Origin of the sequence: Tabrizicola sp., from assembly GCF_031377265.1 — a bacterium.
Taxonomy (GTDB): domain Bacteria; phylum Pseudomonadota; class Alphaproteobacteria; order Rhodobacterales; family Rhodobacteraceae; genus JAUYQR01.
Genome location: NZ_JANMET010000265.1, coordinates 1 through 16,165, shown reverse-complemented (window position 1 = coordinate 16,165; position 16,165 = coordinate 1). Strand labels below are relative to the sequence as shown.

At 64.7% G+C, this 16,165-nt stretch carries 19 protein-coding genes and 1 pseudogene; 9 read left to right on the top strand and 11 right to left on the bottom strand.

Annotated elements, in window-relative coordinates; translation table 11 throughout:
* Together RMO18_RS15180 and RMO18_RS15175 are read left to right on the top strand one after the other, a co-directional pair.
* Nucleotides 1–355 (top strand): annotated as a pseudogene (locus RMO18_RS15180) (ammonia channel protein); the annotation flags it as partial.
* A gap of 301 nt (nucleotides 356–656) precedes the next feature.
* Nucleotides 657–1,043, top strand: a complete 387-nt coding sequence (locus RMO18_RS15175) for a nuclear transport factor 2 family protein (RefSeq protein WP_309667013.1) — start codon at nucleotides 657–659, stop codon at nucleotides 1,041–1,043.
* A gap of 15 nt (nucleotides 1,044–1,058) precedes the next feature.
* Here the strand turns inward: RMO18_RS15175 and RMO18_RS15170 are convergent, their stop codons facing one another.
* Nucleotides 1,059–1,442, bottom strand: coding sequence for a cupin domain-containing protein (locus RMO18_RS15170; protein ID WP_309667011.1), 384 nt, complete (start codon nucleotides 1,440–1,442; stop codon nucleotides 1,059–1,061).
* A 160-nt stretch (nucleotides 1,443–1,602) separates the two neighbouring features.
* On the opposite strand from RMO18_RS15170, the gene RMO18_RS15165 reads away from it, so the two are divergent.
* Nucleotides 1,603–2,487 (top strand): DMT family transporter, encoded by an 885-nt coding sequence (locus RMO18_RS15165; protein ID WP_309667010.1) that lies wholly within the window; start codon nucleotides 1,603–1,605, stop codon nucleotides 2,485–2,487.
* A gap of 105 nt (nucleotides 2,488–2,592) precedes the next feature.
* Here RMO18_RS15165 and RMO18_RS15160 read toward each other — a convergent pair whose 3' ends face one another.
* The 6 genes from RMO18_RS15160 to smpB all read right to left on the bottom strand — a co-directional run bounded on the left by RMO18_RS15160 (nucleotide 2,593) and on the right by smpB (nucleotide 7,378).
* Nucleotides 2,593–3,912 (bottom strand): acetyl-CoA hydrolase/transferase C-terminal domain-containing protein, encoded by a 1,320-nt coding sequence (locus tag RMO18_RS15160; RefSeq protein WP_309667009.1) that lies wholly within the window; start codon nucleotides 3,910–3,912, stop codon nucleotides 2,593–2,595.
* 60 nt (nucleotides 3,913–3,972) lie between these two features.
* A complete protein-coding gene (locus RMO18_RS15155; RefSeq protein WP_309667008.1) occupies nucleotides 3,973–4,152 on the bottom strand; it encodes a hypothetical protein in 180 nt (59 codons plus the stop codon).
* A gap of 89 nt (nucleotides 4,153–4,241) precedes the next feature.
* A complete protein-coding gene (locus RMO18_RS15150) occupies nucleotides 4,242–5,417 on the bottom strand; it encodes an amino acid aminotransferase (RefSeq protein ID WP_309667007.1) in 1,176 nt (391 codons plus the stop codon).
* A gap of 4 nt (nucleotides 5,418–5,421) precedes the next feature.
* Nucleotides 5,422–6,282, bottom strand: a complete 861-nt coding sequence (gene sseA / locus RMO18_RS15145) for a 3-mercaptopyruvate sulfurtransferase (protein ID WP_309667006.1) — start codon at nucleotides 6,280–6,282, stop codon at nucleotides 5,422–5,424.
* 105 nt (nucleotides 6,283–6,387) lie between these two features.
* Nucleotides 6,388–6,684: a hypothetical protein gene (locus RMO18_RS15140; RefSeq protein ID WP_309667004.1), complete on the bottom strand. Its 297-nt coding sequence runs from the start codon at nucleotides 6,682–6,684 to the stop codon at nucleotides 6,388–6,390.
* A gap of 214 nt (nucleotides 6,685–6,898) precedes the next feature.
* Nucleotides 6,899–7,378 (bottom strand): SsrA-binding protein SmpB, encoded by a 480-nt coding sequence (gene smpB / locus RMO18_RS15135; RefSeq protein WP_309667002.1) that lies wholly within the window; start codon nucleotides 7,376–7,378, stop codon nucleotides 6,899–6,901.
* A 59-nt stretch (nucleotides 7,379–7,437) separates the two neighbouring features.
* On the opposite strand from smpB, the gene RMO18_RS15130 reads away from it, so the two are divergent.
* Entirely contained in the window at nucleotides 7,438–7,878 is a 441-nt protein-coding gene (locus RMO18_RS15130) for an ion channel (protein ID WP_309667001.1), read from the top strand.
* Here the strand turns inward: RMO18_RS15130 and RMO18_RS15125 are convergent.
* Nucleotides 7,875–9,794, bottom strand: coding sequence for a lytic transglycosylase domain-containing protein (locus RMO18_RS15125; RefSeq protein ID WP_309666999.1), 1,920 nt, complete (start codon nucleotides 9,792–9,794; stop codon nucleotides 7,875–7,877). The two genes, RMO18_RS15130 and RMO18_RS15125, sit on opposite strands and share 4 nt — an antisense overlap.
* A 158-nt stretch (nucleotides 9,795–9,952) precedes the next feature.
* On the opposite strand from RMO18_RS15125, the gene dapA reads away from it, so the two are divergent.
* Nucleotides 9,953–10,828, top strand: a complete 876-nt coding sequence (dapA, locus tag RMO18_RS15120) for a 4-hydroxy-tetrahydrodipicolinate synthase (RefSeq protein ID WP_309666997.1) — start codon at nucleotides 9,953–9,955, stop codon at nucleotides 10,826–10,828.
* A gap of 48 nt (nucleotides 10,829–10,876) precedes the next feature.
* Here dapA and RMO18_RS15115 read toward each other — a convergent pair whose 3' ends face one another.
* A complete protein-coding gene (locus tag RMO18_RS15115) occupies nucleotides 10,877–11,605 on the bottom strand; it encodes a hypothetical protein (RefSeq protein WP_309666995.1) in 729 nt (242 codons plus the stop codon).
* A 204-nt stretch (nucleotides 11,606–11,809) separates the two neighbouring features.
* Here RMO18_RS15115 and RMO18_RS15110 point away from each other — a divergent pair, with 204 nt between their 5' ends.
* Nucleotides 11,810–12,325, top strand: coding sequence for a hypothetical protein (locus RMO18_RS15110; RefSeq protein ID WP_309666994.1), 516 nt, complete (start codon nucleotides 11,810–11,812; stop codon nucleotides 12,323–12,325).
* A 4-nt stretch (nucleotides 12,326–12,329) separates the two neighbouring features.
* Here RMO18_RS15110 and RMO18_RS15105 read toward each other — a convergent pair whose 3' ends face one another.
* A complete protein-coding gene (locus tag RMO18_RS15105) occupies nucleotides 12,330–13,223 on the bottom strand; it encodes a DMT family transporter (protein ID WP_309666992.1) in 894 nt (297 codons plus the stop codon).
* 100 nt (nucleotides 13,224–13,323) lie between these two features.
* On the opposite strand from RMO18_RS15105, the gene RMO18_RS15100 reads away from it, so the two are divergent.
* The 3 genes from RMO18_RS15100 to RMO18_RS15090 all read left to right on the top strand — a co-directional run bounded on the left by RMO18_RS15100 (nucleotide 13,324) and on the right by RMO18_RS15090 (nucleotide 15,700).
* Nucleotides 13,324–13,656: a metalloregulator ArsR/SmtB family transcription factor gene (locus RMO18_RS15100; protein ID WP_309666991.1), complete on the top strand. Its 333-nt coding sequence runs from the start codon at nucleotides 13,324–13,326 to the stop codon at nucleotides 13,654–13,656.
* A gap of 51 nt (nucleotides 13,657–13,707) precedes the next feature.
* The gene (locus RMO18_RS15095) at nucleotides 13,708–14,736 is read left to right on the top strand and encodes a permease (protein WP_309666990.1); all 1,029 of its coding nucleotides are present in this window, start codon (nucleotides 13,708–13,710) and stop codon (nucleotides 14,734–14,736) included.
* 61 nt (nucleotides 14,737–14,797) lie between these two features.
* Nucleotides 14,798–15,700, top strand: a complete 903-nt coding sequence (locus tag RMO18_RS15090; RefSeq protein ID WP_309666988.1) for a DMT family transporter — start codon at nucleotides 14,798–14,800, stop codon at nucleotides 15,698–15,700.
* Here RMO18_RS15090 and rlmH read toward each other — a convergent pair.
* On the bottom strand, nucleotides 15,688–16,158 hold the full coding sequence (gene rlmH, locus RMO18_RS15085; RefSeq protein ID WP_309667015.1) for a 23S rRNA (pseudouridine(1915)-N(3))-methyltransferase RlmH: 471 nt from the start codon (nucleotides 16,156–16,158) through the stop codon (nucleotides 15,688–15,690). The two genes, RMO18_RS15090 and rlmH, sit on opposite strands and share 13 nt — an antisense overlap.
* Between the last annotated feature and the right edge of the window lie 7 nt (nucleotides 16,159–16,165).

The window sequence follows — 16,165 nt, the reverse complement described above, 5'->3', positions numbered from 1 at the left end:
CGTGTCGACGGTGAAGAAGATGTTCAAGTACGATGACAGCCTCGATGTCTTCGGGGTGCACTGCATCGGCGGGATCGTTGGGGCCATCGGCACTGGCATCGTGGCGGACCCCAGCTTGGGTGGTCAGGGCTGGGTCGACTATACCGTGTTCCCGGCTGTGGCTGGCGCCTACGATATGGGCACGCAGGTCTTCACCCAGATCAAGGCTGTCAGTCTGACGCTGGTTTGGTCGGGCGTGGTGTCGCTGTTCCTGTTCTACGCGATCAAGGTGATCTTCGGTCTGCGGCCCACCCCCGACGATGAGCGTCAGGGTCTGGACCAGACCTCGCACGGCGAAAGCGCCTACAACATGTGAGATTAGCCGGGGGCTGGCACATCGGCCCCCGGTCCTCTGCGCGGCGCTTGTCCTCCCTTCGCCGCGAAACCTGAACGGCCCGTGGGTCCTCCTCCCACGGGCCGCTTTTCTATTGTGGCGGTACGTCGTGCAACCAGCTTGCAAATCCGTTGCCAAACCCTGCGTAGACCCAAACCCTGCGCAGGCCCAAACCCCGCGCAGACCCAAACCCTGCGCAGACATGGGCTGCATCGCGGTGTGCGAGGACTTGTGCTGCAAGGCGAACCTGCGAAGATCGGAGCGCAAAAGAAGGACGAAGCGGATGTACACCGGAGCTGAATCCAGCGCCCTGCGGTCGGTAATGACCGACTACCTTGAAGGCATGATCTACGGCGATGCCGACCAGCTGCGCCGGGCGTTTCATCCAGGCGCTGTCGCTGCCGGGCATTTCGAGGGGCGGTTCTACCTGTCGTCGCGCGATGCGTTCATTGCCGAATGGCTGGCCTTGACCACCTTGCCGCGCGGCACGCCTTTCGTGTCGCAGATCGAGATGATCGACGTGACCGGCGATGTCGCGGTGGTAAAGGTCACCGACACCTGCTTTGGCGATGATTACACCGACTATCTGACCCTGACCAAGACCGAGGGCGCGTGGCGAATCCTGTCCAAGGCCTGGTTCGTGCATCGGGCTGCGGGGCCTGCGCAATAACCGCGCGGCCTGCGGTCAGACCGACGGCGTCCATGCGCCTTGCAGGTGCGTGGCCTCGTGATCGCCGGGCCAGGGCGGCATCGAGATGCAGATGAAGCGCAGCGGCTCGGCCCCGGTGCAGCGGTATTGAAACGCGGTGCCGACGGGGATGTCGATCGAGGTGCCGGCTTGCAGCGGGGTGATCCGCTCGGTCGTGGCATCGCGGCGCCAGATGTCGCCCTCGCCCGACAGGATATGCCAGAACTCGCTGACCGTCGCGTGCACTGTGGCGCGGTTCACCTGACCGGGCGGCACGGTGGAATGGATCATATTGGCCAGCGGGCCATCCATGATGAACCGGATGTCGGCCCCGGCGGGGGAACGGGCATCAGCGGTGGCAGCAAGGGTGGATTGCTTCATTCCGGACGCTCCTACGATCTGTGGGCGGTCGGGCAGGCTACAACCCGGCGTCAGGGTGTCAACGCAGGGCAGGGTTAGGAAAACCGACGGGATCAGGCCTTGCAGCTTTCACCGGGGGCGGGGATCGCTATGGTGTGGACCTAACCTGCGGGAGTTGAGAATGGCTGGTGCTGACAGCGAGGCCATCCGGGCGGAGCATCCCCTGAAGGGCGTGGCGCTAGTGGTGGTGGCGACCTTCCTTTTTGCTGCGGCCGACACGCTGGGCAAGCATCTGGCGATGCTTTACGCCCTGACCATGGTCCTTGCGGCCCGCTATGCCGTGAATCTTGCGCTGGTGACGCTTGTCATCTGGCCGCGCCACGGTGCCGCGCTTTGGCGCACGAACCGCACCGGTCTGGTGATCCTGCGTGGGGCCTGCCTGGCCTTGGCCTCGATTTCCATGCTGATCGCGCTGCGGCTGATGCCGGTGGCTGAAACGGTGGCCATCATCTACATCGCCCCGGTGCTGGTGATGCTGGCCGCTGGCACCGTGCTGGGTGAAAAGGTCGGCCCGCTTGGCTGGATCAGCGCGGCGCTTGGCTTTGCGGGGGTTCTTCTCATTGCCCGTCCGGGCAGCGGCCTAGCCCCGCTTGGCGTGGCACTGTCGCTGATCAACGCCTGCCTTGCCACCGGCTATCATCTGCTGACCCGTATCCTGTCAAAGACCGAAAGCACGATGGCGATGATGTTCCACGCCTCGCTTGTCGGAGCGGTGGTCTTTACCGTCCTGACCCTGACGCTGCAAACCGAGACGATGCCCACAGCGGTTGACGCCGGGCTGATGCTGGCCCTTGGGGCATTGGCGACGGCCGGGCATCTTCTGTTCACCTCGGCCTACCGCGAGGCCCCTGCCTCCACCCTCGCGCCGGTCAACTACATGCACATTGCCTTCGCCACCTTGCTGGGCTGGCTGGTCTTTCAGCAGATACCGGATGCCCTTGGCTTCACCGGCATGGCCCTGATCGCCGCCGCCGGATTGCTTGCCGCCTGGCGGGCCAGCCGGTAGCGACCGCGCTGCCACCGAGCCGCCAGAAAGCTGAACGCATCAAGTCGCCTGTTTGATCCGAAAAGCTTCCAAGACCGGTCCACGCAAAGCACCCGCAGGCTTGCGTCAGAAGAACCCTCGCGGGATCAGGCGGTGCTCATAGGCGTCGCGCTCCAGCCCTTCGCGGAAATCGGGGTGGGCGATGGAAATCAGCAGGCGCGCCCGTTCCGCAATTGACCGGCCTTTCAGGTTTACCATGCCGTATTCCGTGACCACATACATGATGTCCGTCCGGGGCGTTGTCACCACGTTGCCGCGGGTCAGGGCCGTGACGATCCGGCTTCGCCGTTCGCCCCTCTTGTCGTAGGTGGACGCGAGGCACATGAAGCTTTTGCCGCCCCGACTGGCATAGGCCGCCCGCATGAACTGCAACTGCCCCCCGGTCCCCGAGATGTGGCGGAACCCGTCAGACTCCGACGCCGCCTGCCCCTGCAGGTCGATCTGGGTGGTGTTGTTGATGGCGATCACGCGGTCATTCTGCATGACGATATGCGGCAGGTTGGTGTAATCGACCGGGTGGAACTCCACCTCCGGATTGCGGTCGATGAAGTCGTACAGGTACTGCGCCCCAAGGGCGAAGGTGCAAACCAGCTTGCCGGGGTTCAACTGCTTTTTCGCCCCGGTCACCCGCCCGGTTCGGTAAAGATCGACGATCCCGTCGGTCATCATCTCGGTGTGGATGCCAAGGTCGGTCACCGGGCTTTCGGCCAGCAATGAACAGACCGCGTTCGGCATTCCCCCAATCCCGATCTGCAGGCAGGCGCCATCCTCGATCTCGGCGGCGATCAGGCGGGCGACGGCTTTGTCGACCTCGGTCGCCGCAGCCTTCGGCAGTTCCATCATCGGGCGGTCGAAGCCCGGAATGATGAAATCGACCTCGGACACATGCACGCCCGTCCCGTCGCCCATCACGTAAGGCAGGGTCGGCGTCTCTTCGACGATGACCACTTTGCCGCGTTCGACCAGCGCCCGCAGCCAGAGCGTGTTGGGCCCGAAGTTGAACATGCCGTTGGCATCCATCGGGGTGGTCTTGAACACGACGATATCCGGCGGGTCGATGAAGCGGCGGTAGTAATCGGGAATCTCGCCCAGATTGACCGGAAGATAATGCGCAAGCCCCGCATCGTGCATGCGGCGGTCGTAGCCACCAAAGTGGGTGTTGAACCAGTGGACGTGATCCCCGTTCGGATCAGCCTCAAGCACCGCGCGCGGCCGCGTGGTCAGACAGGCGCGGATGCGGACATTGGTCAGCGGTCCGATCCGCCGGGCCAGAGCCTCGTCAAACGCATCAGGCTGGCCAAGGACCGCCCCGTAGTCGAGCCACATGCCGGGCTGGACCAATGCCGCCGCATCATCCGCCGAAATCCTGCGCGCTTCGCGTGGCATCGCATCCTCCCCCCCGAGGTTTTCGCCACTCAACCACGTCGCCTCGGTGCTGCCAAGCGGTCAGGCGGCCAGACTGATCAAAGCTGTTCCCGCAATCGCAAGTGCGGCTCCGACCCAGGCCATCGGGCCTGATGATCGGGCAGCACCGCAATCGCCATGCGAAGGCCAACCGTCCGCCAGCCGCCAAGGGTCAGCGACACCGCCCCGGTCATCAGGAATGCCAGCCCTATCTGCCAGCATGACACTTGCAAGGGGCCGTCGCGCCCGGTGACCGCGTCGATTTAAACCGCTGAGACTGCGTAACATGCAGCCGCAGCCAGCATGCCGGGCTACAGGACCTGCGCGATGGCGGCGGCCAGTACCGGGACGGTCCTGGCGTTCAGCCCGGCGATGTTGATGCGGCTGTCGCTGACCATGTAGATGCCGTGGTCGCGGCGCAGCGTTTCGACCTGCGCCTCGGTCAGGCCAAGGCGGCTGAACATGCCGCGATGGTGTGCCACGAAATCGAACCGGTCAGAGTTGGTGGCGCGGCGCAGCTCGTCGGCGAGGGACTGGCGCAGGGTCAGCATGTTCTGGCGCACCTCCTCCAGTTCCGCCTTCCAGTCGGCGGTCAGGGCGGCGTCCTCAAGGATCATCGTCACCAGCCGCGCGCCGTGATCGGGCGGGAAGGAATAGTTCTGCCGGTTGAGGAAGGCGAGGTTGCCTTGCACGGTGGCTTTCCGGTCAGGTGAGGTGAGGGCGATCAAGACGCCGGTACGTTCGCGGTAGATGCCGAAGTTCTTGGAGCAGGAGGCGGCGATCAGCACCTCGGGGAAGCGGGCGGCGATCGTCCGGGTGGCGGCTGCATCCTCGTCCAGCCCGTCGCCGAAGCCCTGATAGGCGAGGTCGATGAACGGGATGGCGCCCTTGTCGGCCAGAAGCGTGGCGACCTGATCCCATTGGCCCGCGTCAAGGTTGGCACCCGTGGGGTTGTGGCAACAGCCGTGCAGCATGACGGCGTCGCCTGCTTTGACATTGGCAAGGTCGGCCATCAGGCCAGCAAAATCGATCCCGCCCGCTGCGGCGTCGAAATAGCGGTATTCGGCCAGCGGCATCTTCAGGTATTTGATGATCGAGGGGTGGTTCGGCCAGGTCGGGTTCGACAGCCAGACCGTGGCCCCCGGTGCGGCCATGCGGATCAGTTCCAGCGCCTGCCGGATCGCCCCGGTGCCGCCGGGCGTGGCGACGGATGCGGCGCGGTCGGCATAGCCATGCCCAAGGATCATTGTGACCATCGCAGCGTTGAACGCAGGCTCGCCCGCAAGCCCGGTGTAGGTTTTGGTCTTTTCCACCTCCCACAGCTTTTTCTCGGCCGCCTTGACCGCGCGCATCACCGGGGTCAGGCCGGTGGCATCCTTGTAGACACCGACGCCGAGGTCGATCTTGTCGGTCCTTGGATCATCGCGGAACATGGCGATGAGTTGCAGGATCTTGTCCTGCGGCTGGGGGTTCAGTGTTTCGAGCATTGTGTTATCCCTGTTCGACCCTGAGGTCGTCATACATGCCCCATTCGGCCCAGGAACCGTCATAGAGCGCATGGTTGCGGTGGCCGATCCGTTCCAGCGCAAGGCTGAGGATCGCCGCTGTGATCCCCGACCCACAAGAGGTGATCGCGGGCTTGGCAAGATCTACCCCCGCCGCCTCGAACACCGCTTTCAGCGCGGGCGGGGATTTCATCGTGCCGTCGGGGTTGAGAAGCGTGGCATAGGGCACGTTCTTTGCCCCCGGAATGTGGCCGGCGCGCAGGCCCGGGCGGGGTTCGGGCACCTCGCCACGAAAGCGGGGGGAGGAGCGGGCATCGATGATCTCGGCCTCGCCCAGCTTGGCGGTGTGGGCGACTTGGGTCACGTCCTTGACCAGCTGGTTCTGGCGGGACACAGTGATGTGGCGGTCCTTGATCACGGGCGGCATGTCTTCGATCTCGCGCCCCTCGGCGCGCCATTTCGGGAAACCGCCGTCCAGAACCGCGATGTCGGTCTTGCCCATCAGGCGGAACAGCCACCAGACCCGGGCGGCAGAAAACAACCCCGCGCCGTCATAGACCACCACCTGATGGCCATCGCCCACCCCCATCGCGCGCATCCGGCTGATGAACTTTTCCGGCGGCGGGGCCATGTGCGGCAGCGCCGACCGCAGATCGGCAATCTCGTCGATGTCGAAAAAGCGCGCGCCGGGGATATGCGCCGTGGCATAGTCCGCCTTCGCATCGCGGCCCGCGTCAGGCAGATACCAGCTGGCATCCAGCACCCGCAGATCGGGGTCTTTCAGGTGCCGCGCCAACCAGTCGGTCGACACCAGCGTTTTGGGGTCATCAGCGGGGGAAGGGGTCATGGCAACCTCGCAAAGTTGACCGGGTATATCGGTGACCGGCAGCGCGAGGCAAGCCTTCAGCAAAGGGTAGGTGCGGGCGCTGATGCCCCCGCACCAAAGGGCCGGTTACTTGACCAGCATTTTCTTGATCGCGCCAACGATGACCGTCAGCACCGCGCCGCCAACGCCACCACCGGCAATCGACTGGATGATCGCACCGATATCAAGGTTCGACACAGCTGCGGCCGCATCCGCGCCACCATCCATGCCAAGCATACCCATCAACACGCCGCCAAGACCACCGCCGACGGCACCCACGATGGAGTTTCCGGCCGTGCCGAGGCTGAGATTCTTCAACCCAGCACCAGCCGCGTTGCCGCCTACCAGACCAGCGATCAGCTGGATGATCAGTTCAATACCCATAACGGAACCTTTCCCTCTTTCGCCGGTTCGCCCATGCTCTGACGCCGGCTGTTTGCATCCGATCAGGCCCGATACGGGCCGTCGGATAAGCGAAAATCTGCCAGAAGGTTAACAATTAAGCAACAAATGCTTACCCAGCCCCCGATTCGTCGGGGTCTGGTGCCACATATGCCATGGCTTCACGGCACCCGCCTTTGCTGCGCGCCCGTGTGGATCAGCCCTGATTGTTCTGCTTCATGATGCGGGCTTTCTGGCGATCCCAGTCGCGCTTGGCACTGGTTTCGCGCTTGTCGGCCTGCTTTTTGCCCTTGGCGACACCCAGCTTCAGCTTCACGATGCCCTTGTCGTTGAAATACATCTTGATCGGCACGATGGTCATGCCTTCGCGACCCACCGCGTTCCACAACCGGCTGAGTTCCTTGCGCGAAACAAGCAGTTTGCGCCGACGGCGTTCGTCGTGCCCCCAGGTTTTGGCTTGCAGGTAGGGTGCGATGTAGCCGTTGATCAGCCACAACTCGCCGCCCTCGACCGAGGCGTAGCTCTCGGCGATGTTGGAGCCGCCCTGACGCAGGCTTTTGACTTCGGACCCCAAAAGCATGATCCCGGCCTCCAGATCGCTTTCGATATGATAATCAAAGCGGGCGCGCCGGTTTTCTGCGATGAGTTTCGAATTGGGATCAGATTTTTCGACCATGATCCTGTTCAGATAAGAGGGCGGGGCGGCCAAGTCCAGCCCAAGGCGAAAGGGAAGTCATGCTGATACAGATCATCCTTGGCACGGGCCTGCTGCTGATCAACATCACGCTGGCGGCGTTGGCAGCTTTTCTGCTGGAAGCGCTGTTTCAGCGCGGGCATCGCTGGCTTATCGCACCGCCGCAGCGCCCGAAGCTGCTGTTGTTGCTGATCGGGGTCGGGATCTGGGTGCTGGCGGTGATCACCACCGGTGTGTGGATCTGGGCCGTTGCGTTGTTCGAGCTGGGGGCTTTTGCCACGCTGGAAGAGGCGGTTTATTTTTCGCTGGTGGCGTTCTCGACACTCGGGCTTGGCGATGTGCTGCCACCGCAGGAATGGCGGATCCTTGCGGTGATGGCCTCGGTGAACGGGTTCCTGAGCTTTGGCTTGCTGACCGCCCTGCTGGTCGAAGCGCTGCGTCAGGTGCGGGTGGCGCAGATCGAAATGCGGCGAAAGGATTAACCCTTAAGCTCGGTGGTGATGCGCACCGGGCCGACCGCACCCTTCAGTTTGGCCCGGTAGATCACCACCCCTTCGGCCACCCGCATCACATAGGTGCGGGTTTCGGTGAAAGGGATCGTCTCGACCCAGTCAACAATATCAACATCGGCGCGGCGCGGATCGCCGAACTCGGTGATCCAGCGGCGCGGGCGGCCCGGTCCGGCGTTGTAACCAGACGCGATCAGCGCTACCGAGGGGCCGAATTCTTCGGCCATCTCGGCCAGATAAGCCGCCCCCATTGCCACGTTGTAGGCGGGGTCGGTCAACAGCTTGCCCGCTTCGAACGCCTTGCCCAGTTTCTTTGCCATCAGTTTGGCGGTGCCCGGCAGCACCTGCATCAGGCCGCGCGCATCGGCGGAACTGCGGGCTGCAGGATCAAATTCGCTTTCCCGGCGTGCAATCGCCAGGGCCAGAGCGCGGCTGACCGACAGATCGTCGGGCACGAACCCCGGCACCGGGAAATAAGCGCGCGGTAGGATCAGCCCGCGTTCCGCCGCCGCCTTGCCGATCAAGACCGCGATGTGCGGCTCGTCGATCGACAGGGCCATATCGGCCAGTTGCGCCAGTTCGGCATCGGGCATGCCTTCGGCCAGATGCAGGATGAAGCGCTTTGCCAGCGTCAGGTCCCCGACCTTTAGCAGCAGGAACGCCGCCTCCAGCACCGAAGACCGCGCGAAATCCGCCTGCCGCCAATCTGGCGGGCGCGTGTCGGCCAACAGGTCCGCATCCAGCGCCAGCCCCAGCTTTTCGGCTGCCAGCAGCCCGTAATACGCCGTCTGGTGTTGCGCCGCCGCCTGATAGGTGGCGGTGGCGTCCTGACCTGCGGCCTCTTCGGCGCGCGCCTGCCAGTAGAGCGCCCGGGCAAGGCTGATCGGCGTTGAAACCCCAGCCTTCAGATGCGCGAAATGCTTTAACGCGGTGGCTGGATCGTTCAACTTGCGCAGGGCCACGAAGCCCGACAGAAATTCCAGGTCAGCATAGGCCGACCCTTCGGTCAGCCGATGGCGCGAGGCGACCTTGTACGCCTCAGCCGGGCGGTTCTGCCGGATCAGCCAGCGCGCAAGCACCGCGCGGCGTTCGGCCCAGGCTTCGGGGCGGCCAAGGGTTTCGGCGCTGTCGCTGCGTTCCAGGATCAGGGCCAGCGCGTCGTCATAGAGGTCTTTCTTCATCCGCCACTGAAAGCGTTCGAAGGCAAGACCGGGATCGCTGGCCAGCGCCTTCGGTACGGCGCCGACAAGGCCCGTCACCCCCTTGCCTTCGGCGCGGAGCGCGATCCGTGCCCGTGCCAGCGCTTGCCAGTCTTCGGGCATCCGGGGCAGCATTCGTTCCGCCTCGGCGCGGCGTCCGGACCACAGCAGGTTATCCATGCGCATGGTGTGCACAAAGCCCACGGCGTCGGGGGCCAGGGCAAGCATCGCCGCCTCGTCCTCAGCCGCAAAGGGCAGGTCGGCCCAGGCGCGCATCGCCTCGGTTTCGGCCTTGGCGGCCTGACCGGTGGCTTGCAGTGCGGCGACAAGGGCAACCGCCCCCTTGCCGGTTTCAGGCAGATCATTGCCGAAGTAAGCGATGACGCGGGCGGGATCGGTGGACCGCGCCACCGCCTCTTCGCCCTTTTCCTTTAGCAGTGGCAGGCCCGGCCAATCGGGCCTGCGCGCCAGAAACGCCTCGTAATCCCCAAGACGGCCTTCGCCGGCGCGCAGCCGCTGCCAGTCGATCACATCGCGGCCAACGCCCGAGGGGGCGACAGCAAGCGCCCCGTCCCAATCCTTCGCCTCGGCGAGGTCAAGTGCGGTGCGCATTGCCTGCGCTTCATCGGCGCGCGAATGGCTGGCCAGCAACAGCCCGCCGATCAGCAGAACCGCGCGCAACAGCCACATGATTTTAGAGGGCACTGTCATACCAGCGAATTTGCCCGACCCGCCCGCCCGCCACAACCCACGTCTGCGCGAGCGGCAATACTTGGCTTTGAGCTTTCCGCGGTCTAAGAGGTTGGCGATTACACCGGGCAAGTGCCCCCTACCTGAGGAGATGCGTCATGATCAAAGGGTCCATTCCAGCCCTGGTGACGCCGTTCAAGAACGGCGAGCTTGATCTGGTGACGCTGAAGAAATTGGTGGATTGGCACATCGCCGAAGGATCGACGGGGCTGGTGCCGGTGGGGACGACGGGCGAAAGCCCGACGCTGAGCCATGCCGAACATCAGCGCGTGATCGAAGAAGTGGTCGCCGCCGCCGCAGGCCGGGTGCCGGTGATCGCAGGGGCAGGGTCGAACAACACCGTCGAGGGCATCAGCCTGATCCGCCACGCCGAAAAGGTGGGTGCCGATGCAGCACTGGTCGTGACGCCCTATTACAACAAACCCACGCAGGCCGGGCTGATCGCGCATTACACGGCGCTGCATGATTGCTGCACGCTGCCGATCATCATCTACAACATTCCCGGTCGGTCGGTCGTGGATATGACCCCCGAAACCATGGGCAAGCTGGCCGAACTGCCCCGGATCATCGGGGTCAAGGACGCCACTGGCAAGATCGAGCGTGTCTCGATGCAACGCGCCACCTGCGGTGCAGATTTCATCCAGCTGTCAGGCGAGGATGCCACCGCGCTGGGCTTCAACGCGCATGGCGGGGTGGGCTGCATCTCGGTGACCGCGAACGTCGCCCCGCGCCTATGTGCGGAGTTTCAGGCGGCGACACTGGCCGGCGATTACGCAAAGGCGCTGGAGTATCAGGACCGTCTGATGCCGCTGCACGAGGCGATCTTCATCGAGCCGGGTCTGGTGGGCGCGAAGTACGGGCTGTCGTTGCTGGGCCTGTGCAGCGACGAGGTCCGCCTGCCGCTGGTGGGCCTGACCGATGGCACCAAAGCCCGCATCAAGGCCGCGATGCGCCATGCCGGGCTGATCGGCTGAGGCACAGCGACCCTCTCCCCGCCGGGGAGGGGGTCTTTGGCACCGGCGTCAGGGTTGCAGTTCCAGCACCATTTCCGGCGCATCGCGGGCCACTGACAGCTCCTCCTCCGCCAGAATGAGGCCGACGCCCTTGGCGAAATACTTGAACTCGCGCAGGTCGGGTTCCGAGGTGCTGGCCTCGAACAGCTTTAGCACATCGCGGTACTCGCGCCCGGCGACGGTCACCACGGCATCGACGGCGATCACCTCGGCATAGTCGGTGGCGTCATTGGCGGGCGCATGTTCCTGAAACTGCACATCGCCCACAACCGGGCGCGCGGGCACCGCTACTCCCGGCACCGCACCGTCCACCCCGGCGCGCCAGCTGGACTTGGTGTTGGTGCCGGTTTCATTGCCAGCGTCGTCGTATGTGTAGTTCGTCACATCCTCGCCGAAGTACCAAAGATTGCCGTCGGCATCGGTGGCGAAGTAGTCAAACGTCCGCTCCACCAGCCGGTCGCCCGCAAAGGCGTCGTCCTGCACCGTTGTGGTGGCCACGCCCATGATCTTTGGCCCGGGGCCTTTCACAGTGGCCTGATCCTTCTCAATGGTTCCGTCTTCGGCGGTGCCCAGCATCGTCGTGCTGTAGCCGGGATCGAGCGGCACATAGGGGTTGGCCACGCCCGCCGTAAAGGCAGCGGCGTCAAAGGTTGGCAGCACCGGATCGGCGGCAAAGGCCACGAGTGGCAGGCAAAGCAGGGTGGTTGCAAGGGCGGTTCCTGTCAGGGGTCTGGTCATCTTCTGTCCTTTCGGGACTGGTTGCGAAGACCCAAAGGCTGACACGCGCCGCCGCCCGCCGAAAATCCGCCTGATGCCTGAGGCCCCGCCTATCGCATCTGTCGGATGGCGCGGGGACGCCGCTTTCGTGCTAGTCTTACGCAAACAGCCACAGGTCTGATTATGCACAGTCGCCGCCTTCCGCTTTTGATTGCCACCATTGCCATGGTGATTTTTGGCCTGACCGCGTTTGATCTGGCGCGCGAACCCGCGCCGCTTGATCTGGCGGAGGTCATCGCCGATGTGATCGAAAAGCTGGTGCTGGTGCTGGGCATGGCGGCGGTGGCCTGGACGGTGCAGGGCCTGCGCGATGTGCGCGAAGGGCAGGCGGCGCTTGCCAACAACCTGGCGCGCAATTTCGCGCAAGGCGATGCGTGGCGCGTGGCCCGGCATGCCGAGATTGCCGCGCTGAGCCGGGCGATCGAGGATCAGTTCCGCGCCTGGCACCTGACCGCCGCCGAAATCGACATCGCGGGGCTGATGCTGAAAGGTGCCAGTCTGAAGGAAATCGCGCTGGCCCGCGATACGTCCGAGGCGACGATCCGCCAGCAGGCGCAATCGGTCTACCGCAAATCCGGGCTGTCTGGGCGGGCGGAGCTTTCGGCCTATTTTCTGGAAAGCCTGTTTGCCACAGCGGAAGATCAGCGCAGCAGTGGGGCCGCGCTGACCGTGGTCAGGTAAGGCGTCAGGCCGTGCCGCCGGATGCCTTGCGCTGCGGCCAGATCTCCAGCACCCCCGCCAGCACCACCAAAGTGCCGCCCGCCACCTCCAGCGCGCCCAGATGTTCACCCGCGATCAGGGCGGCGGACGTGGCGCTGACCAGCACTTCGGCCATCAACAGGATGCCGACACGCGCCGGTTCCAGCCGCGCGGTGGCCCACATCAGCCCCGCCATCGACAGCCCCCACCACAGCCCACCGGCGGCCAAAGCCCAGGCCAGTGTCAGACCTGGCTGGCTGATCGCCGCTGGCAAAGGTTCCAGCATCGGCGCCAGGATCAGCGCGCCGAGGGCGGAGCCTGCGGCAAAGACAAAGGCCGTCTCGCCCGGCCCGGTGTCGGATTTCGCGCGGATACCGGTGGTGGCCACCGACCACAGGATACCCGAGGCCAACGCCAGCCATTCGCCCAACCCGCGCGGCCACGGCCATTCGCCATCCGCCCCAAGGATCAGCAGCAACCCCGCCAACCCCACCGCCAGCGCCGCGATGCGCATCCTTGACGTGGGCCAGCCCATTACGAACCGGCCGATCAGCGTGCTCCACACCGGGGTCAGGAAGAACAGGATGACGATGATCGCCACCCGGCCATACAGAAACCCGATGGAATAAAGCGCAAAGGCAAAGCCGCCCAGCGCCACCGAGGCGAGGCCGATCCCGCTGGCACGGCGCAGCCGGTCGCGCCCGCGCCAGGCAAAGGGGGCCAGGATCAGCATCGCCATCAGGCAAATCGCCACCGTGCCCCACGCGCCTTGCAGGCCAAGGTCTGCCAACCGCCGCACCGGCAGCCAGTACAGACCCCACAGCGTGCCCGTCATCAGAACGAACAGGGTGGCCAAAGTGGTGGTGCGATTTGTCTGCATCCGGCGGTGTCTAGCGGGCCGCAGGCGGAAGGGAAAGTAGCGTAAGAGGGTCGTGGCGTGACCTCTTTACAAAACTAGTATTGTAGTGATAAATGACGCTATGACAATTCTGATCCCTGATTCCACTTCACCTCAGGCGCGGGCGCTGGCCGCACTTGGCCATGATGCACGGCTGGCCACCTTTCGCTTGCTGGTGCGGGCGGGGGAGGGCGGGCTGAACGTTGGTCAGATCGGCGCGCATCTTGGGGTGCCTGCCTCGACGCTGGCGCATCACCTCGGCGCGCTGGTCGACGCGGGCCTTGTGACGCAAGAGCGTGTGGGGCGCGAGGTGGTGAATCGGGCTGATTTCGCCGCGATGGGTGCCCTGACTGCCTTTCTGACTGCTGAATGCTGTGCGGGCTTGCCCGCCATGACGGAGGCGAAACTCGCCTGAGCGGGCCGCATTTTTCGCGCCATATAAAACTACAAACCTAAGGATAGCGAAATGACAGACGCGTCGTTCCCATTTCCCGCTGCGGCCAGTCTAAAGCCGTGGCGGGTGGCGCTGTCCACGGCGCTGATCCTTGGCGTGCTGGCTTTGGTTGAGCCGACGCAGGCGCGCGCTTCGTTCGCGTTCACGATTGAGGCTTTGCTTGGCATTGCCCCCTTTCTGCTGGCGTCTATTGCCATTGCATCGGCGGCCATTGCCTCGGGCGCGGATGCGATCATTGCGCGGGCCTTTACCGGCCGACCGGCGCGGATGATCGTGATGGCGGCGCTGCTTGGCGCGTTGTCGCCGTTTTGTTCCTGCGGAGTGATCCCGATCATTGCTGCCCTGCTGGCAATGGGCGCGCCGCTTGCGCCGGTGATGGCCTTCTGGCTTGCCTCACCGCTGATGGACCCCGAGATGTTCGTGCTGACCCTGGGTGTGCTCGGCTGGGAATTCGCGGTGGCCAAGACGCTGGCAGCCATCGGGCTGGGGCTGATGGGTGGTACCGTGGTGCATCAACTGACCCCATGGATCGGCGAAGCTCTGCGCGATGGCATCGGCGGCGGCTGTTCACCGACCGCCACGGTGCGCGGCACCAAGCCCATTGTCTGGGCCTTCTGGCAAGACGCCACCCGCCGCGCCAAATTCGGCCGCGAGACGGCCAAGGGACTGCGCTTTCTTGGCCAATGGATGACGCTGGCCTTTGTTCTGGAAAGCCTGATGCTGGCCTACATCCCCGCTGAAACCGTCACCTCATTTCTGGGCGGCGCGGGCATCGGGCCGATTGTCATTGCAACGCTGGTCGGCGTGCCTGCCTATCTGAACGGCTTTGCCGCCTTGCCGCTGGTTGGTGGGCTGATCGACCACGGCATGGCGCCGGGCGCGGGTATGGCGTTTCTGATCGCGGGTGGTGTCACCTCGCTGCCTGCCGCGATGGCCGTTTGGGCGCTGGTCCGGCCACGGGTGTTCGCGCTGTACCTGGCACTGTCGATGGTGGGGGCGTTTCTGGCGGGGGTGGTGTTTCAGGTCTGGATGGCGATCTAGGCGCTCTGGCCTTCCGGTGCGGGCCATGCGATTTACACCGCATCTTGCGGAGTGCATGCCCGTGACCCAGACATCTGATACCCCAGCCCCTACCCCAGCCGCGCGCGACAACCTGCGTGGCAGCCTGTTGATGACCGCCGCGATGGCCGGTTTCGCGGTGGAAGACATGTTCATCAAATCTGCCGCCAAGGTGATGCCGCTGGGCCAGATCCTGCTGACCATGGGTATCGTCGGGGTGATCACCTTCGCGCTGATGGCCCGGGCGCAGGGCGAGGCGGTGTTGCCGCGCGCCTTTCTGGACCGCGCAATGCTGGTCCGATCCTGCTTTGAGGTGGTGGGGCGGCTGTTCTACGGCCTTTCTATTGCCTTGACCGCGCTGTCGACCACATCCGCCATCTTGCAGGCCACGCCGTTGCTGGTGGTGGCCGCCGCCGCCGTGATCTTTGGCGAAAAGGTCGGCTGGCAGCGCTGGCTGGCGGTGGTGATCGGCTTTGTCGGCGTGCTGATCATCCTGCGGCCGGGGATGGCAGGTTTCTCGCCCTTGTCCTTGCTGGCCGTGGTGGGGCTGATCGGCTTTGCCGGCCGCGATCTTGCGACACGGGCCGCGCCAAAGGGGCTGTCGAATCGCCAGCTTGGCACGCTCGGTTTCGCCATGCTGGGAACGGCAGGCGCGATCCTGCTGGGGTGGAGCGGCGGGGCGCATCTGCCGGATCTGCGCGCATTGGGCCTGCTTGCGGGGGCGTCGGTGTTCGGCATCCTTGGCTACCACGCGCTGACCGGGGCGATGCGCACCGGCGAGGTGTCGGTCGTCACCCCGTTCCGCTATACCCGGCTGGTGTTCGCGATGATCCTTGCGATGGCAATCTTTGGCGAACGCCCGGATACGGCCACATGGGTCGGTGCGGCGCTGGTCGTGGCGTCAGGCATCTACACGCTGACGCACAGCCGCGCTCAGACCCGGTGATAAGGCGAGCCGGAGAGAATCGTTACCGCCCGGTACAGTTGTTCGGCCAGCATCACCCGGATCAGCATATGCGGCCAGACCATCCGGCCAAAGCTGATCGCAAGGTCGGCCTTCGCGCGCAAGGCCGGGTCAATCCCATCCGCGCCGCCGATGATGAACGCCGCATCCTGCCGCCCGCCATCGCGCCACTGGGCGAGTTGCGCCGAAAATTCCGGGCTGGAAAGGGTCTTGCCACGTTCGTCCAGCACCACCAGCACTGCGCCTGCAGGCACTGTTCGGGCCAGCAGTTCGGCCTCACCAGCCATGCCACCGCCACGCTTGTCTTCGACCTCATGCTCGGTCACCGGGCCAAGCCCCAAGGGCCGCCCGGTGCGGTCGCAGCGCTGCAGATAATCGTCCACCAACATGCGTTCGGGCCCGGTACGCAACCGGCCCACGGCGCAAAGGTGCAGGCGCATCAGATCT

Coding starts and splice junctions, on each gene's coding strand:
- RMO18_RS15175 (WP_309667013.1), top strand. CDS start 657: ATGTACACCGGAGCTGAATCCAGCGCCCTGCGGTCGGTAATGACCGAC.
- RMO18_RS15170 (WP_309667011.1), bottom strand. CDS start 1,442: ATGAAGCAATCCACCCTTGCTGCCACCGCTGATGCCCGTTCCCCCGCC.
- RMO18_RS15165 (WP_309667010.1), top strand. CDS start 1,603: ATGGCTGGTGCTGACAGCGAGGCCATCCGGGCGGAGCATCCCCTGAAG.
- RMO18_RS15160 (WP_309667009.1), bottom strand. CDS start 3,912: ATGCCACGCGAAGCGCGCAGGATTTCGGCGGATGATGCGGCGGCATTG.
- RMO18_RS15155 (WP_309667008.1), bottom strand. CDS start 4,152: ATGCTGGCAGATAGGGCTGGCATTCCTGATGACCGGGGCGGTGTCGCT.
- RMO18_RS15150 (WP_309667007.1), bottom strand. CDS start 5,417: ATGCTCGAAACACTGAACCCCCAGCCGCAGGACAAGATCCTGCAACTC.
- sseA (WP_309667006.1), bottom strand. CDS start 6,282: ATGACCCCTTCCCCCGCTGATGACCCCAAAACGCTGGTGTCGACCGAC.
- RMO18_RS15140 (WP_309667004.1), bottom strand. CDS start 6,684: ATGGGTATTGAACTGATCATCCAGCTGATCGCTGGTCTGGTAGGCGGC.
- smpB (WP_309667002.1), bottom strand. CDS start 7,378: ATGGTCGAAAAATCTGATCCCAATTCGAAACTCATCGCAGAAAACCGG.
- RMO18_RS15130 (WP_309667001.1), top strand. CDS start 7,438: ATGCTGATACAGATCATCCTTGGCACGGGCCTGCTGCTGATCAACATC.
- RMO18_RS15125 (WP_309666999.1), bottom strand. CDS start 9,794: ATGTGGCTGTTGCGCGCGGTTCTGCTGATCGGCGGGCTGTTGCTGGCC.
- dapA (WP_309666997.1), top strand. CDS start 9,953: ATGATCAAAGGGTCCATTCCAGCCCTGGTGACGCCGTTCAAGAACGGC.
- RMO18_RS15115 (WP_309666995.1), bottom strand. CDS start 11,605: ATGACCAGACCCCTGACAGGAACCGCCCTTGCAACCACCCTGCTTTGC.
- RMO18_RS15110 (WP_309666994.1), top strand. CDS start 11,810: ATGGTGATTTTTGGCCTGACCGCGTTTGATCTGGCGCGCGAACCCGCG.
- RMO18_RS15105 (WP_309666992.1), bottom strand. CDS start 13,223: ATGCAGACAAATCGCACCACCACTTTGGCCACCCTGTTCGTTCTGATG.
- RMO18_RS15100 (WP_309666991.1), top strand. CDS start 13,324: ATGACAATTCTGATCCCTGATTCCACTTCACCTCAGGCGCGGGCGCTG.
- RMO18_RS15095 (WP_309666990.1), top strand. CDS start 13,708: ATGACAGACGCGTCGTTCCCATTTCCCGCTGCGGCCAGTCTAAAGCCG.
- rlmH (WP_309667015.1), bottom strand. CDS start 16,158: ATGCGCCTGCACCTTTGCGCCGTGGGCCGGTTGCGTACCGGGCCCGAA.